Source organism: Bartonella sp. AU18XJBT, assembly GCF_028618595.1.
Taxonomy (GTDB): Bacteria; Pseudomonadota; Alphaproteobacteria; order Rhizobiales; family Rhizobiaceae; genus Bartonella.
The window spans coordinates 1-14870 of sequence record NZ_JAQITE010000017.1 but is presented as its reverse complement, the minus strand read 5'-3'; the positions used below and the strand labels follow the sequence as shown (position 1 = coordinate 14870).

General features: G+C 40.3%; 13 protein-coding genes and 1 pseudogene. 11 read left to right on the top strand and 3 right to left on the bottom strand.

Going from position 1 to position 14870, the window contains the following annotated elements; all coding sequences use genetic code 11:
* The first annotated feature begins 11 nt into the window (after nucleotides 1-11).
* From PVV60_RS06020 to PVV60_RS05970, 11 genes and pseudogenes are all read left to right on the top strand, one after another.
* The gene (locus PVV60_RS06020; protein ID WP_273723806.1) at nucleotides 12-1742 is read left to right on the top strand and encodes a tol-pal system protein; all 1731 of its coding nucleotides are present in this window, start codon (nucleotides 12-14) and stop codon (nucleotides 1740-1742) included.
* A gap of 18 nt (nucleotides 1743-1760) precedes the next feature.
* A complete protein-coding gene (gene tilS, locus PVV60_RS06015; protein WP_273723805.1) occupies nucleotides 1761-3308 on the top strand; it encodes a tRNA lysidine(34) synthetase TilS in 1548 nt (515 codons plus the stop codon).
* 114 nt (nucleotides 3309-3422) lie between these two features.
* Nucleotides 3423-5585, top strand: a complete 2163-nt coding sequence (ftsH, locus tag PVV60_RS06010) for an ATP-dependent zinc metalloprotease FtsH (RefSeq protein ID WP_273723804.1) — start codon at nucleotides 3423-3425, stop codon at nucleotides 5583-5585.
* A 544-nt stretch (nucleotides 5586-6129) separates the two neighbouring features.
* Nucleotides 6130-7503, top strand: coding sequence for a phosphoglucosamine mutase (gene glmM, locus PVV60_RS06005; RefSeq protein ID WP_273723803.1), 1374 nt, complete (start codon nucleotides 6130-6132; stop codon nucleotides 7501-7503).
* Nucleotides 7504-7821: 318 nt separating this feature from the next.
* Nucleotides 7822-7998: a hypothetical protein gene (locus PVV60_RS06000; RefSeq protein ID WP_273723802.1), complete on the top strand. Its 177-nt coding sequence runs from the start codon at nucleotides 7822-7824 to the stop codon at nucleotides 7996-7998.
* 408 nt (nucleotides 7999-8406) lie between these two features.
* Nucleotides 8407-8651, top strand: a pseudogene (locus tag PVV60_RS05995) (HigA family addiction module antitoxin).
* A gap of 197 nt (nucleotides 8652-8848) precedes the next feature.
* On the top strand, nucleotides 8849-9037 hold the full coding sequence (locus PVV60_RS05990) for an antitoxin VbhA family protein (protein WP_273723801.1): 189 nt from the start codon (nucleotides 8849-8851) through the stop codon (nucleotides 9035-9037).
* Nucleotides 9024-10547, top strand: coding sequence for a type II toxin-antitoxin system protein adenylyltransferase VbhT (gene vbhT, locus PVV60_RS05985; RefSeq protein ID WP_273723800.1), 1524 nt, complete (start codon nucleotides 9024-9026; stop codon nucleotides 10545-10547). Before PVV60_RS05990 ends, vbhT begins: the two co-directional genes overlap by 14 nt.
* An 80-nt stretch (nucleotides 10548-10627) precedes the next feature.
* Nucleotides 10628-10918, top strand: a complete 291-nt coding sequence (locus PVV60_RS05980) for a type II toxin-antitoxin system RelB/DinJ family antitoxin (protein WP_273723799.1) — start codon at nucleotides 10628-10630, stop codon at nucleotides 10916-10918.
* Between the two features lie 707 nt (nucleotides 10919-11625).
* On the top strand, nucleotides 11626-11841 hold the full coding sequence (locus PVV60_RS05975) for a type II toxin-antitoxin system RelB/DinJ family antitoxin (RefSeq protein ID WP_273723798.1): 216 nt from the start codon (nucleotides 11626-11628) through the stop codon (nucleotides 11839-11841).
* Nucleotides 11842-11983: 142 nt separating this feature from the next.
* Nucleotides 11984-12163 (top strand): type II toxin-antitoxin system YafQ family toxin, encoded by a 180-nt coding sequence (locus tag PVV60_RS05970; protein WP_273723797.1) that lies wholly within the window; start codon nucleotides 11984-11986, stop codon nucleotides 12161-12163.
* 9 nt (nucleotides 12164-12172) lie between these two features.
* Here the strand turns inward: PVV60_RS05970 and virB11 are convergent, their stop codons facing one another.
* From virB11 to PVV60_RS05955, 3 genes are all read right to left on the bottom strand, one after another.
* The gene (gene virB11 / locus PVV60_RS05965) at nucleotides 12173-13225 is read right to left on the bottom strand and encodes a P-type DNA transfer ATPase VirB11 (protein ID WP_273723796.1); all 1053 of its coding nucleotides are present in this window, start codon (nucleotides 13223-13225) and stop codon (nucleotides 12173-12175) included.
* Between the two features lie 17 nt (nucleotides 13226-13242).
* Nucleotides 13243-14415 (bottom strand): type IV secretion system protein VirB10, encoded by a 1173-nt coding sequence (gene virB10 / locus PVV60_RS05960; RefSeq protein ID WP_273723795.1) that lies wholly within the window; start codon nucleotides 14413-14415, stop codon nucleotides 13243-13245.
* Between the two features lie 27 nt (nucleotides 14416-14442).
* A partial coding sequence (locus PVV60_RS05955) for a TrbG/VirB9 family P-type conjugative transfer protein (RefSeq protein ID WP_273723794.1) occupies nucleotides 14443-14870 on the bottom strand: 428 nt, incomplete at its 5' end.

The window sequence follows — 14870 nt, the reverse complement described above, 5'->3', positions numbered from 1 at the left end:
GGGAAAAAAGAATGTATCGTAAAATCAATTGGAAAACACTCTTTTATATGGGGGTTTTCATAGCTTGTTCTACTTCACTTGTTCAAAGTGCGGCACGAAAGGCTTCCGAATATCCTGCACATGATACGGATAAAGTTGATGCAGTTGATAAGGCATCTGATGCAGTGAAGAACGCGCCTGAAGCAGCTGATAAAGCAGCATCTAGCGCGGTGGAAAAAGCTACTGATGCAGTTGAAAAGGCTGTCGATGCTGTGAAGGATGCACCTGAAGCAGCTGATAAAGCAGCATCTAGCGCGGTGGAAAAAGCCACTGATGCAGTTGAAAAGGCTGTCGATGCTGTGAAGGATGCACCTGAAGCAGCTGATAAAGCAGCGTCTAGCGTGGAGGAAAAAGCCACTGATGCAGTTGAAAAGGTTGTTGATGCTGTGAAGACAGCGCCTGAAGCAGCTGATAAAGCAGCGTCTAGCGTGGAGGAAAAAGCCACTGATGCAGTTGAAAAGGCAACTGATGCTGTGAAGACAGCACCTGAAGCAGCTGATAAAGCAGCGTCTAGCGTGGTGGAAAAAGCCGCTGATGCTGTTAATAAGGCTGTCGATGCTGTGAAGGACGCGCCTGAAGCAGCTGATAAAGCAGCATCTAGCGTGGTGGAAAAAGCCACTGATGCAGTTGAAAAGGTTGTTGATGCTGTGAAGGATGCGCCTGAAGCAGCTGATAAAGCAGCATCTAGCGTGGAGGAAAAAGCCACTGATGCAGTTGAAAAGGTTGTTGATGCTGTGAAGGATGCGCCTGAAGCAGCTGATAAAGCAGCATCTAGCGTGGAGGAAAAAGCCACTGATGCAGTTAATAAGGCTGTCGATGCTGTGAAGGATGCACCTGAAGCAGCTGATAAAGCAGCATCTAGCGTGGAGGAAAAAGCCACTGTTGCAGTTAATAAGGCTGTCGATGCTGTGAAGGACGCGCCTGAAGCAGCTGATAAAGCAGCGTCTAGCGTGGTGGAAAAAGCCGCTAGTGTTGCGGAACACCAAGGGATTATTTTAGAGAATCAACAGGTTTTATTTAAAGATTATGATTTAGATAAGCTTTTGCATAAGCTACGAATGGTGCTTGAGCATAACAATCTAAAAAATGTTAACAAGCAGTTTCATGGGCTTTTTGATACAAAAGACTCTTCTGTTTATTCTTGTTCTTTTGAAAAGTCCGCTGTGGATGAAAAATCTCAAACTGTAAAAAAAGAGACGGAGCAGGACCATAGTGCGGGTGATCAGACAAAGGTTGCTGCTGTGGAAGCTAAAGTGGAGAGCCATAATCCTGAAAACACTCAACATTTTAACAAAGCGCATGAAGTAAGTGCTCCAATTGAAGCACATCAGAGTGACAATCTTTCTTCTTCTAAAGCTTTGTATAAGGAAGGGTATGATTTTATTCGTTCTGCCAACTATGTTGATGCTGAAAAAAGCTTTTGCGCTTTTCAAAATCGTTACAAAAAAGATTCTTTGAGTGATGATGCTTTATTTTGGTTGGCCGAATCTTTGTTGGGACAAAAACGCTATCATGAAGCAGCACAAGTTTATCTTACCGCATGGTATGCAGATAAAAAGAAGCTCTATACCTCCGAGATTTTGCTGAAGTTAGCAAGAAGTATGGTTGCTCTTGAGCCAAATAAAGACGATTGTGCTCATTTTGTGAAAAATTCAAAACGTCAAAAAACATTAGAGTCTATTTTTTGTAAACCTGCAAAATAAATAGCGAGGTCGTTTTCGGTGTGCGTTAGACTGGCAAGAAATCTCTTTAAAACATCGGATTTTATTCAATGTCAGAAGTTGATTCTTGCCGTCTCAGGGGGAAGTGATTCTTTGGCTTTGATGTTTTTGGTCAAAGAGCATTTGGAAACTCTCTCAGTTCCTCCAGAAATGATTGTTGTCACAGTTGATCATCAATTGCGTAAAGAATCGACGCGTGAAGCAGAAACTGTTGCGAAAATTTGTCAAGTTCATCAAATTCAACATATCGCTGTGCGGTGGGAAGGTGAAAAACCAAAGACGCATATTGCTTCCAGTGCTCGTGTTGCACGCTATGATCTCTTGGTTAAAGAAGCACAAAAACAAGGCGCATCAGTTATTATGACGGGCCATACACTCAATGATCAGGTTGAAACCTATCAAATGCGTTATCAACGTCTCCAAAAGAATAGAGGTGCGGTGTACGGTGAAGTTGGTACCATGCGTGATGGAGTTTCTGTGGGCGGTTTTTTGGGTGCTTTGCACGGTAACGTTGGTGCTCTGCATGATGAGGTTTATGCCAGTGGTTTTACCAGTGCCATGCGTGGTGAAGCCGAGGGTATGCGTGATGAGAATCATGCCAGAGAAACAAGAAAAAATATTGCCGAAAAAAACGATGGTTTCCTATATGAGCGTGGTTTGTCCTGTATTCCGCGTGAGGCGTTGTTGCATAGAAAAGTGCGTTTGATTCGTCCACTCCTTGGTGTAAAACGCCAAACATTACGAAATTATTTACGCTTACAAGGACAAACATGGATTGATGATCCAACCAATGAAGATCGCAATTTTGAACGTGTACGCGTGCGTCAATCTCTTTCTCCACAAAAATTGGCTTATATTGCTCACAAAATAAATGAAGCCGCATTGCGGCGTCGTCAACAAGCGAAAAATATTGCTGATTTGATCTTAGCGCTGGATATTACTGTTCAACATGGGCGTTGTTTCATAGCAAAGCCTGCGCTATTTTTACAGAAACATTCCGGTTTTCCTTTCGTGGTGGGGCTTTTTGCTGTGTTGATGGGAGGGGGATTTTATTTGCTGCCCAATCAGAAATTAAGCATGCTTGTTCAAAAACTCTGTCTCGATTCTCCAGAAAAGAAGCGTTTTACTTATGCGGGATCTGTTATTGAATATAACAAGCAAGGAATTTCTTTGTGGCGTGAAAGGCGAAATATGAAAGAGGCTATCGTTGAGCCAGATAAAACTTTTATATGGGATGGGCGTTATCAAATCATAAATCATGGATCTGAGGCTATAAAGGTTGGAGCCGCAAATTTAGAACAGCTGAAATTTTTATTGAAAAATAGTGATTTTGAGCTTGCAAAGCCTCATTTTCCCTCTTTACAATCGCTACTGATGATCTCAAATCACAAAGGGTATGATATTCCAGAGTTGATTTCTCAAGCAGTTGTTCATAAACATGTTATCATCAAGCGTATTATGGCACCTTTCGATTGGCTTTCCTCACGAGAAGATGCTTCCTTGGTAAATGTTGTGGAACCTTTTTTTAATATTAAGGTGAAAAGATAAAGGAAAATTACTCTAAAAGAAAATAAACAGCTTCTCATCTCTTGGCAAGGGGCTGACAAGGTTATATGTTAAGAGGAACTGTTTGAAATCTATATTTGATTAAGTGGGCTGAATATGAATTCCAATTACCGCTCTCTCCTTATTTGGGGAGTTATTGCCTTGATTTTGATTGTGTCGTTTTCTTTCTTTAATGGAGATAGTCAGCGTTCTGGTGGTGGAGAAGTCTCTTATTCTGAATTTTTGCAAAAAGTTGAGAATAATGAGTTGAAATCTGTGACCATTCAAGGTCAAAAATTAACAGGACAAACCATTGAACATAGAACTATTTCAACCTATGCTCCTCGCGATCCAGGTTTGATACAAAAATTGGAAAGCAAAAATGTCAATGTTAAAGCTATTCCTGAAAGCTCTGGAAATAGCATTTTCCTTAATCTCCTCTTTTCCTTATTACCTGTTATTATTATCGTGGGGGCGTGGGTCTTTTTTATGCGGCAAATGCAAAATGGATCACGTGGTGCAATGGGATTTGGGAAATCAAAAGCAAAATTGCTTAATGAAGCGCAAGGACGTGTTACCTTTAAAGATGTTGCTGGCGTTGAAGAAGCAAAGCAAGATCTGCAAGAAATTGTTGAATTTTTACGTGAACCACAAAAATTTCAACGCTTAGGGGGGCGTATTCCACGTGGTGTTTTGCTTGTTGGTCCTCCAGGAACTGGTAAAACTTTGCTCGCACGTTCTGTGGCAGGTGAAGCCAATGTGCCATTCTTTACCATTTCAGGGTCTGATTTTGTGGAAATGTTTGTTGGTGTTGGGGCCAGCCGTGTGCGCGATATGTTCGAACAAGCTAAAAAAAATGCACCTTGTATTATCTTTATTGATGAAATCGATGCTGTTGGACGTCATCGGGGGGCTGGACTTGGTGGTGGAAATGATGAACGTGAACAGACCTTAAATCAGTTGCTTGTCGAAATGGATGGGTTTGAGCCCAATGAAAGTATTATTCTCATTGCTGCAACAAACCGTCCTGATGTGCTTGATCCCGCTTTGTTAAGACCAGGACGTTTCGACCGACAAGTTGTTGTGCCAAACCCTGATGTTTCTGGGCGTGAACAAATTTTGAAAGTGCATGTGCGCAACGTGCCTTTAGCGCCTAACGTTGACTTAAAAATTTTGGCAAGGGGAACACCAGGATTTTCCGGTGCGGACCTGATGAATCTGGTCAATGAAGCTGCTCTTATGGCTGCGAGCCGTAATAAAAGAGTTGTCACGATGCAAGAATTCGAAGATGCTAAAGATAAAGTGATGATGGGGGCTGAACGTCGTTCAACCGCTATGACACAAGAGGAAAAAGAACTCACTGCGTATCACGAAGCAGGGCATGCTATTGTGGCTCTTAATGTGCCGGCTGCTGATCCTGTCCACAAAGCAACAATCGTTCCAAGGGGAAGAGCATTGGGAATGGTGATGCAATTGCCTGAAGGTGATCGCTATTCTATGAGTTATCGGTGGATGATTTCTCGTTTGGCTATTATGATGGGTGGACGTGTGGCTGAAGAATTAAAGTTTGGAAAGGAAAATATCACCTCTGGTGCTTCTTCTGATATTGAGCAAGCAACTAAATTAGCACGCGCAATGATCACACGGTGGGGATTTTCTGATCTGCTTGGAAATGTAGCTTATGGCGATAACCAAGATGAAGTCTTTTTGGGGCACTCTGTTGCGCGAACACAAAATGTCTCTGAAGAAACAGCGCGCATGATTGATATGGAAGTGCGTAAGCTTATTGATGATGCCTATAAAAATGCGACCAATATTTTAAAAACAAAAAGAAAAGAATGGTTTGCTTTGGCACAAGGTTTGTTGGAATATGAGACTTTAACGGGAACTGAAATTAACGAAGTTATTGCAGGAAAGCCTCCTTCACGCACTCAGAAAGATGAGGGTGCTGCGCCACGGGAGTCTTCTGTTCCAAAAACTGGAAAAATGAATACAGAGACAACAGTGGAAGATGCAAAAAACGCTGAAGCAGTCTCTAAAACAGTGTCTCATAAAGAAGAGAGCAATAAAGGCAAGGCAGAAAAAGCAGAGGCAACTGTTGGGAAAAAAACAGCAAAATCCGGTAATATTGAGCCTAAGGAGGCTCAGTCTAAAGAAGGACAGTCGAATGAGACTGAGAAAAAAGTGCAAAGCACAAAAGGTACCACAAAATCAGTCAACCGCTCTAAAAGTAACGCTGAAAAGAAGTCCAATACTGCGGGAGATAATAAAGAAAAATAAAAACTGTTTAATAACGCTTGAGTAACGATGTTTTAGGAAAGCTTTTAAATTCTTTGAGAAAGGCGCAAGCAAAGCTTGCGCCTTTAATGTAATATTTGCAAAAATATGGAAGCAAAAAATTAAGCAAAGCCGTTGTATTATGACGGCTTTAGAAGGTTACAAGGCGAGATGGTATTTTCCTTTACGGATTTGACAACTGTATGAGGTGAGGCGATAGATTTCCTTGGGGGGGTGTAAGGTTTGAGGTTAGGTGCTGGGTTTCTTTGCGGATTTGGTAACTGTATGAGGTGATCCTTTGATTATGTTCAAGGGATGTATAAAGTATTTTGAGGGGATAATATTGCTTTTATGTGCGAGGGTGTGAACATAATTGGTTGAGAGTGGTTTAGATGTGTCGTTGGTGAATAGGTTCTTGATTGTCTAAATGCATGGAGGTTTAGATCAATGATCTGATTTTATATGGGGAGGGGACTATTGTACCAAGGGGGCTTGTTAGGGTTTTAAAAAAAGCCAAGGGAAGAATTATATATTAAAGGAAAGAGGCATGGTGCAAAAATATTTTGGTACAGATGGAATTCGGGGGAAAGCCAATTCATTTCCTATGACACCTGATTTTGCCATGAAGGTGGGAATGGCTGTAGGGGTTTTATTCCGCTCACAACATCAATCTCATCGTGTGGTGATTGGCAAGGATACACGATTATCTGGCTATATGTTGGAAAACGCTTTGGTTTCAGGATTGACTGCTGCGGGGATGGAAGCTTTTTTATTGGGGCCAGTGCCAACACCTGCTGTTGCAATGCTTTGCCGCTCTTTGCGAGCGGATCTTGGGGTGATGATTTCTGCTTCTCATAATCCGTTCTATGATAATGGAATTAAACTTTTTGGTCCTGATGGTTTTAAACTTTCAGATGATATGGAAGCGAAAATTGAACAGTTAATCGATACAGATCTTTCAAAGTCTTTAGCAAGTTCTGCTGAAATTGGTTATGCAAAACGGGTTGAGGGGGATATTTATCGTTATATTGAATATGCTAAACGAACTTTGCCGCGTGATGTTCGCTTAGATGCTTTGCGTATTGTTGTGGATTGTGCCAATGGAGCTGCTTATAAAGCTGCGCCCCGTGCTTTATGGGAATTAGGGGCTGAGGTTTTTGCTATTCATGATGAGCCCAATGGAACCAATATTAATAAAAAATGTGGATCAACCGATTTAAGCTCTTTAAAACGAAAAGTGCATGAAGTGCGTGCTGATGTGGGGATTGCTCTTGATGGAGATGGGGATCGTGTTCTCATTGTTGATGAAAAAGCACAAACGGTTGATGGAGATCAGTTGATTGCTGTCATTGCTGAAAATTGGCATAAAATGGGACGATTGCGGCGCAATGGTGTTGTCACAACGATTATGTCAAATCTTGGACTGGAGCGTTTCTTGCACAGTAAAGGGTTGCACCTTGTCAGGACAAATGTTGGAGATCGTTATGTTGTCGATGCCATGCGCCAAAAGGGATATAATGTTGGTGGTGAGGCTTCTGGGCATATCGTGCTCAGTGATTTTGGTACAACCGGTGATGGCTTGGTGGCTGCATTGCAGATTTTAGCCTGTATGAAGGAAAGCCAAAGTCCTATGAGCCAATTGTGTAAACGGTTTGAACCTGTACCGCAAATTTTAAAAAATGTAACGATTAAAAATAAAAATGTTTTGAAAAAAAATCCCGTCAAAGCGGCCATTGATCAAGCAGAGAAGCGGTTGGGAAAAGAGGCACGGCTGGTGATCCGCGCTTCTGGAACTGAGCCGGTTATCCGCCTTATGGCTGAAGGCGATGCACGAGAAGTATTGGACACAGTCGTGACAGAGTTGATGGATGTTATTATTCATCATGATGTACGCATGGGGACTGCACTTGAGGAATCTTGAATTTTTTGAGAAAATTATCAGATCATCTTTTGATAAAGGTCTTATTGTAATGCGAGATTTTGGCAATTATAAAGAGTGTGATTATTAACTATGTGAGTGATGTAATAACGGTAATGGATACTCTATCGACTAATAAATTAAATCAAAAAGAGAAAAATCGAGTTCTAATAACTATAATTCGTAGAGTGTTCTCTATAGTTCGTAAGATATTACATAAGATATTAAAAATATGTCTTTTTTTTGATTTTCCTTTTTCTTTTACTTATTCGTAAACCGGTTATTATTTTAACAGAGTTTATAGCAGGGGGGAGTTTATTAGTGTTATTCATTCTTTTTGTTGGATATACAGCGGGGGCAGATCCTTATGAACATCAAACAGCAATGGTCATTGGTTATATCGTCGTTATGTTTCTAAGTGCAGCTGCCAATTGGGGATATGATGCGCTCCTATTACGTTTAGCGCCTCCTAATTATGAACTTATACTTTTCCGATAATGAGTAGAATAATGAGAAAGAGATGAGAATGAGCAATTTTTTCACGACAGTTCTAATGTTTATAAAGTAAAAAAGCCGTGTAGTATAAAAATAATGAACGTTTTTTGTATCTTATGATTTTAGGATTTAAACCTAAAAGGATTGAAGATTTTTATAATACTGGCACGACTAAAGGGGTTAGAACCGCCCATGCGCAAAAATTAAAGTGTATTCTAGGTGTTCTTGAAGGTGCTATATCGCCAAATGATTTAAATTTTTCGTCTTTTTGATGACATTTGCTAAAAAGTGATTTCAATGATTATTAGTCAATTACTGTAAATGGAAATTGTCGCGTAATATTTCGCTTTGATAGCATAGATGACGAAATGGTCGATTATCTGGATTGTCATCAAAAAGGAGGTCTAAACAATGATGAAGAATCCTTCACATCCCGGTGAGTTATTGCGTGAAGATGTGATCAAAGAGCTTGGTTTATCCGTGAATGAAGCAGCAGAGAGGCTTGGTATATCTCATGTAGCACTTCTAGAGTTTTAAATGGAAAAGCCGCTCTGAGTGCTAATCTTGCTATTAGGCTTGAAATGGCTGGTGTAAGTACAGCACGTGCTTGGCTTGCTATGCAAACAAATTATGATTTATCAAAAGCAATTTTTTAAAAACAGTCTCATGATAAAGAATGCATAAAAGAGTTTCAAACGGCGATTAAATTTTTGCAACAAAGACATGTGGAAGAGCAAAATAATGCGATAGCGCGTACAAAATTAAAAGATGTGACTACGGTAAAGAAAGGCAATAAAATCTTGTTTCTATAGTCTGTTTGGCTATAATAAATGTAAGCAAAGGAGGGTTTTATATGTTGAGTGAAGAGGAAATTAAGCGACGTCGCTTTGCTGCTAAAAATGCATTAGCAAGTCAACGTTTAGAGGGATTGGAACCAGATCCAAAAGTCGTTGCTCAAGTAGAGCGTTATATTATAGGTGAACTTGAAATAAGTGATATTATCAAAGATTATATAGAGCGGATAAAACGTGGAGAAGTATAAGGGGAGGGGTGATCCTTACACTGATCCTGAAACTGGTGTGATGTATAATCGGCTTGGTATTAAAGACAAAGCCACACTGCAACGTGTAGAATCTACGATTTCTTATGTAAAATCTTTCGAATTTGTACATACTCCTATTCGTGGTGAGTTTGATCTGGGTTACATGAAAGAGATCCATAGAAGACTGTTTGGTGACGTCTATGAATGGGCGGGACAAGTTCGTTTAGTGGATATTGCCAAAGGCAATAGTATGTTTGCTAGTTATAATCAGATTGAAAGTTATGCACCGAAGATTACACAAAAGCTTGCAAAAGAACAGTATCTGCGTGGTCTTGGCGCTTATGACTTTAGTCAAAGGGCTGGATATTACATGGGTGAGTTGAATGCGTTGCATCCGTTTCGAGAGGGGAATGGGCGCACTCAGCGTGAATTTATGGTGCAACTTGCTCGTGAAGCTGGTTATCATATCAACTGGAAGGGTATTGAGCGACAAGAAATGACACGTGCGTCGATTGAAGCACATTTTGGTAATTCAGAATATCTGTCTGCACTCATTTATAAGAACCTTATCAAGTTTACAGAAAATAAAAGGGATGATGTTTCTCAAGGTATTGGCAAAAATATTGCTTTTTGCGTTGATCTTAATAAAGAGTGCTTAGAACAACAAAAAGAGAAGATTGAAACCCTTTGGGATAGAGAAAAGACAGCTTTTAGCAGACTTCAAAAAGAAGAACTTGAAGTTGAGCAATCGCAAAGGGATGTTAATGCTACGTTAGAAGCAACAGAAAAAGCGCCATACCTTGCGGCTTATACGGATAACTCTGATCTAGAACAGAAGGTGTTAAACGCCCTTAGGCATGAAAAATCTTATGTTAATATGTTTAAGGAGTTAAACAGTCGTTTAGCATTTATTTATAAAGATCCACAAGAGGCTGCGCTTAGGATTGAGCAAACGATTTTAGCAGGTAAAGGCGATAAACTTCCTGATATTTTGGATAGGGCACCTGATAGAGCGGGTGAACTGCGTGGGTCAGATCGTTTTATCGATAAATTTAAGGCTACAGGAAAAGAACGAAAAGAAGCGCTTTCTCATGTTCCTCTTGCTGTTTCTACTATGAGATCGCTTCAATCCTTTTATAAGAATTCTTATGAGACACATATGGATAGGTTTACACGGGAGCGTGAACAGTTAAAAGTAGAGGTTCCGTCACTTTCACAAGAAGCAGTGACTTTTATGAAAAATGTTGAAGCTGGTCGTGATAGTTATTCAAAGATACCAGAGCAGGTTAGTGAAGAATTTTTAAAGTTGCAAAGTGCTTTAGATAAACGTTTTGGACATGATGCCATTTATAAATATGGTTTTGATTTATCAAAAGTGATCCCCAAAGAACAGTCTCATGATAAAGATTGCATAAAAGAGCTTCAAATGGTTGTTAAATTTTTGCAACAGAGACAACAGGAGAAAATCAACGTAATAGCGCGTGCAAGATCAATAGATATGATACGGTGAGGGCAAGGATAAAGCCTTATGCTGTATAAGCCCTATTAAGCCATATGACAAAAGAGAAGTAATCAAAGGAGGTGTTTAATATGGGTGTGACAAAAGATGTTGTACGTGCCCGCATAGATAGGGCGTTAAAAAAATCCAGTGAAATATTAGCAAATTTAGGACTTACGATGTCTGATTTCATACGAATTTCTTTATCTAAAGTTATTGATGACAAGGGATTGCCGTTTGATATGTATGTTCCTCATGCGGAAACGCTTAAAACTTTTGAGAAAAGTGATAAGGGTAGATATGTATTGCTAAAGATAAGTAAGATTTGTTTCGTCATTTGGATATTTGATATTTCTGATCATTCACTTCAAAGTGGCTTTTAATTTACATCATTATCGTTATGGGTGTTTCCGTATATTGAATGATGTATGCAAACCGTGATTAAAACGGCAGCTTATTGAATTTCTGCAAAAGAAGAAGGCATATCGCTTGAAGAATTATTTGATATTGTTTCTTTTATTGCTGCTCATCCAGATGCTGGTGATTTTATGGAAGGTACGAGAGGGAAGCCAAGGAACGTTAAGTTTTAAAGCATAAGGAGTAAAAGAGGGAGATATAGGGTTATAGCCTTTTTGGGTGGTCAAAATATTCCGGTGTTGATCGAAGATGTTTACAGTCAATCAGATTGAGGAAATTTGATAAAATCAGAGAGGAATGCGTTGAAGAAAATTTTTATACTGCGCCTCGGTGAATATCGAAAAGAATAATAATGGATAAGGCAAATAAAGCAGGATTTCGTATATTACAAAGTGTTCGTGAGGCTCTTGTCTAAAGCTAAAGGTGAAGCGGATACTGAATTTGGGGTCCATATTCCTGCAAATGTTGATGTCAAAAAAATCAGAAAAAATATTAGGTTATAGATATTATTTTCGGTATGTTGTGGTTTTTTGTGGGGCGCATGCGTGATTGGGAATGGGAATGATATTCTATCGATACATCTTCTAAGATATTGCTTTCTGTCATTGAAAACGAGCCAAAAGCTGTAAATCATGCTCTTAAAAAGGCTTTAACAGCATAAAGGAGGTTTACTATGAGCGTAGCTGTAGATTCAAAAGATGTTGTACGTGCCCGCATAGATAGGGCGTTAAAAAAATCCGGTGAAATATTAACAAGTTTAAGACTTACGATGTCTGATTTCATACGAATTTCTTTAGCTAAAGTTGTTGATGAAAGAGGATTGCCGTTTGATATGTATGTTCCTCATGCGAAAACGCTTAAAACTTTTGAGAAAAGTGATAGAGGATAAGATGTATACTTTGCGAAAGATATGAATGATTTGTTTTGTAATTTAGGTATTTATTGTTTCAGATCATTCACTCAAATCAATTTAAGCACGACCTTAAAATAGTTGCTAAGCGTGGAAAAGATTTAAGAAAAATCAAAAAGTAATGCTGTTATTGCAAAAAAGAGAGCCGTTACCTTTGCGTTATAGAGATCACTCACTTAGAGCAGGTTGGCGTGGTTTTCGGAATATACACATCGAGCCAGATTGGCTTTTAGTTTATAAAATTAGTGGTAATCAATTACGATTTGAGCGTACAGGGACGCATTCGGATTTATTTAGTTAGATTGTTTTTTTAAAAGGCATCACGGCGTTTGAAGGGGTCGTAATAGATTTCTGTTACACGAAATTTTCCTTCGAGGCGTTTACATTGGATGATGACATCTATCATCGAGATTAATAAGCCGCGGATATCATCGCGTGCTAAATTACCACCACCGTCACTTTCTTTGACTAAAAGGGTCATTTGTTCAAAGGCTGCAAGGGCTGTTGAGGCGTGGACGGTGGTAATGGAGCCTGGGTGACCAGAGTTGACATTACGGATATAGTAAAAGGCTGTACCATCACGCAGCTCTTGTAGAAGGATTCTGTCGGGGCGCATGCGTAAGCCAGATTCAAGCAGTTCTTTTGCGCCTGCTTTTGCTAAGCCTTGGTTATCTTTTGAATAAAAGAGTTGGACTTTGTTGGCGTGCGGAACGACAAGTTCTGGCGTGTCTTCAATGGTGAGAATTCGTTCATAGTCAGGGATTTTTGCAATTAAAGCTTTGGAGAGGGTTGTTTTCCCTGAACCGGTTTTGCCCGATATTAAGATATTTTGTTGTGTAATAACGGCTCTTTCTAAAAAGGTGCAAAAATCTTTAGCGATAAAGAGATCTGTTAGCTCTTTTTCTGTATCAGAGAGTTCGGATAACCGTTCAGTCATTTGTTGCGTGGGTGTGAAACTGGTGTTTTGGGCGACAGAAAACAGATTGTTTTCATGTAAACTTTCAAGAGAAAAAGTGCGTGATGAAGGTTTACGAATGGTCATGCTAATGGTATTGGCTGCAACAGCTGGAGGCATAACAATTTGTATGCGTTCGTTGTTTGGCAGTGTTGCGGAGAGAACCGGGTTTTCTACACTGATTTTCTGAGTTGTATAGGCAGCAACAACTTTTGCAATTCCTTCTAGTTCGCCGTAGGTTAGTTCTTTTAAGATGTGGGTTTGCCAACCATCTGGACCCTCAACGATTACTTCGCCGGGGCGATTGATGACAATTTCAAATAAATTCTCATTATTGAGGAAGTCATCTAAGATTTTTAATTTTGTTAAAACGATAGAGGCTCGTTCTGCATTTTTTGCTGATGGCATAATGTGACTTTATTGGCTTAATGAAAAAAGGAATAGCTGGGAGTAGAGCGGTTTCTTTTGCTTTTTACGACGAGTTTATAGACAGATGAAAAATCGAGATCTCTTGCTACAAAGATGTTGACGAGTTCGCCTTGAAATTTTTCTAGAGTAGGAGGGATGTTGATTTGATTTTCAAGGGCAATGGTGGCAGTATCTTTTCCAATGTTGTCTGCGCCTTCAAAACCACCACCCGCAGAGTTGTTTGCACCTGCTTTATTGGATTTTTTTTGCATTCTATTGGTGAGGTTTGTTGTGACACCATCAATAACGGTGAGTAAAAGGGAAGAGCCAAAGCGTTCCCACCAATGGGTGTTGATGTTGCCATCAAAACCAGCTCTGCCTAAAGTGTCCGTTGCTGGTGAGGCAAGGGGAATGATGACACCGGTTGGGGTTTTGGCTCTTGTCCAGAGCACAAAGAGGCGAGATTGACCTTGTTTTATCCCACCGCGGTATTCTCCAATGACTTGGGTTCCTTTATCAAGCAAAACAACGCGCCCATTGTCAGAGAGGATATCACGGTTGATTATGCAGCTTGCAAAGCCTGGTTGGTCGCTGTTTAATGCCGTTTCTAAGATACAGGGGATAGAGGTTCCCATGGCGATGATAAAGTTTCTATTGCCGATGAGTTTTGCTTTTGTTTCTTCTGTTGTGGTGGGTTTTAAAAGGGTTGCAAAATTTTGTGTGTTTTGAAGGGCAGGAGAATTTTGCGCATTCGCGAGATTTTCAAGGGCATGGAATTTGTCAAGGGGGTTTAGAGCAGTGTTGACGATGTCTTTTAATTCAGATTTAGAGCCTTTGGCAAAAGCGAGAACAGGGGCACGTCTTGCGGCATCAAGTAGTGGGTCATCTTTTTTGGGTTCTGGTGCGAGTGGTTGTGGGGGTGGTAAGGTTATTGGCGCTATGTTGGCACGCGGGTCAGAGGGGGCGAGCTCTAAAGGAGCTAGGGTGTTGTGAAAGCTTTGTTCTTGTTTTTTATGAGCTTTTGCGGTGTCTTTTTGTTCTGTGGGGGTGGATAAGATGTTCCAGAGCACATAGCCGCAGATTCCTATACAAGCAATTGCGACAACTATTTTTTTGCCGGCGGTTTTGGCGCTATTGTTTTTGCCATCCCCAATAGATCCGCGATCTTCGATGATTGGTTTATCACTCATGTGTTGTCCCCTTCAATTCCCGCTTATTTAAAGATCTGATGCAACTTTACGTTCAACAGATGGTGAGGTTGTTCCGGTATTTGGATTTGTGCCTTTTGGTTGATAGGCTTCGTTAAAGACGCATAGGACGTTTTTTCCCTTTCTTAGGGTGAAGCGTGCGCTAATGGCATGGACAATCACCATGTTGCCTCTTGTGGTTTTGGGAACCAGCGATTCTGTACCGTCATTGTTGACGATGTAAATGGCAGGGATTTCTTGGTTGTCTGGAAATGTAAATGTTGTGGTTTTGCCATTGTCGTAAACGGAGGAGGGTTCGAGTACGCTTGAGCCTTGAGCGGTGTAAGCCCAATTGCGTGGTCCGTAGGTTTCATAAGCGTTGAAGACATTATCAATCCGTTGGGATTGTTGTTTTTCTTGTCGCATAAGGGCTGCAAGTCTTCTTTGTTCTGCTTCTT

Coding starts and splice junctions, on each gene's coding strand:
- glmM (WP_273723803.1), top strand. CDS start 6,130: ATGGTGCAAAAATATTTTGGTACAGATGGAATTCGGGGGAAAGCCAAT.
- virB11 (WP_273723796.1), bottom strand. CDS start 13,225: ATGCCATCAGCAAAAAATGCAGAACGAGCCTCTATCGTTTTAACAAAA.
- PVV60_RS05980 (WP_273723799.1), top strand. CDS start 10,628: ATGGGTGTGACAAAAGATGTTGTACGTGCCCGCATAGATAGGGCGTTA.
- virB10 (WP_273723795.1), bottom strand. CDS start 14,415: ATGAGTGATAAACCAATCATCGAAGATCGCGGATCTATTGGGGATGGC.
- PVV60_RS06020 (WP_273723806.1), top strand. CDS start 12: ATGTATCGTAAAATCAATTGGAAAACACTCTTTTATATGGGGGTTTTC.
- ftsH (WP_273723804.1), top strand. CDS start 3,423: ATGAATTCCAATTACCGCTCTCTCCTTATTTGGGGAGTTATTGCCTTG.
- PVV60_RS05970 (WP_273723797.1), top strand. CDS start 11,984: ATGCTGTTATTGCAAAAAAGAGAGCCGTTACCTTTGCGTTATAGAGAT.
- PVV60_RS05975 (WP_273723798.1), top strand. CDS start 11,626: ATGAGCGTAGCTGTAGATTCAAAAGATGTTGTACGTGCCCGCATAGAT.
- PVV60_RS05990 (WP_273723801.1), top strand. CDS start 8,849: ATGTTGAGTGAAGAGGAAATTAAGCGACGTCGCTTTGCTGCTAAAAAT.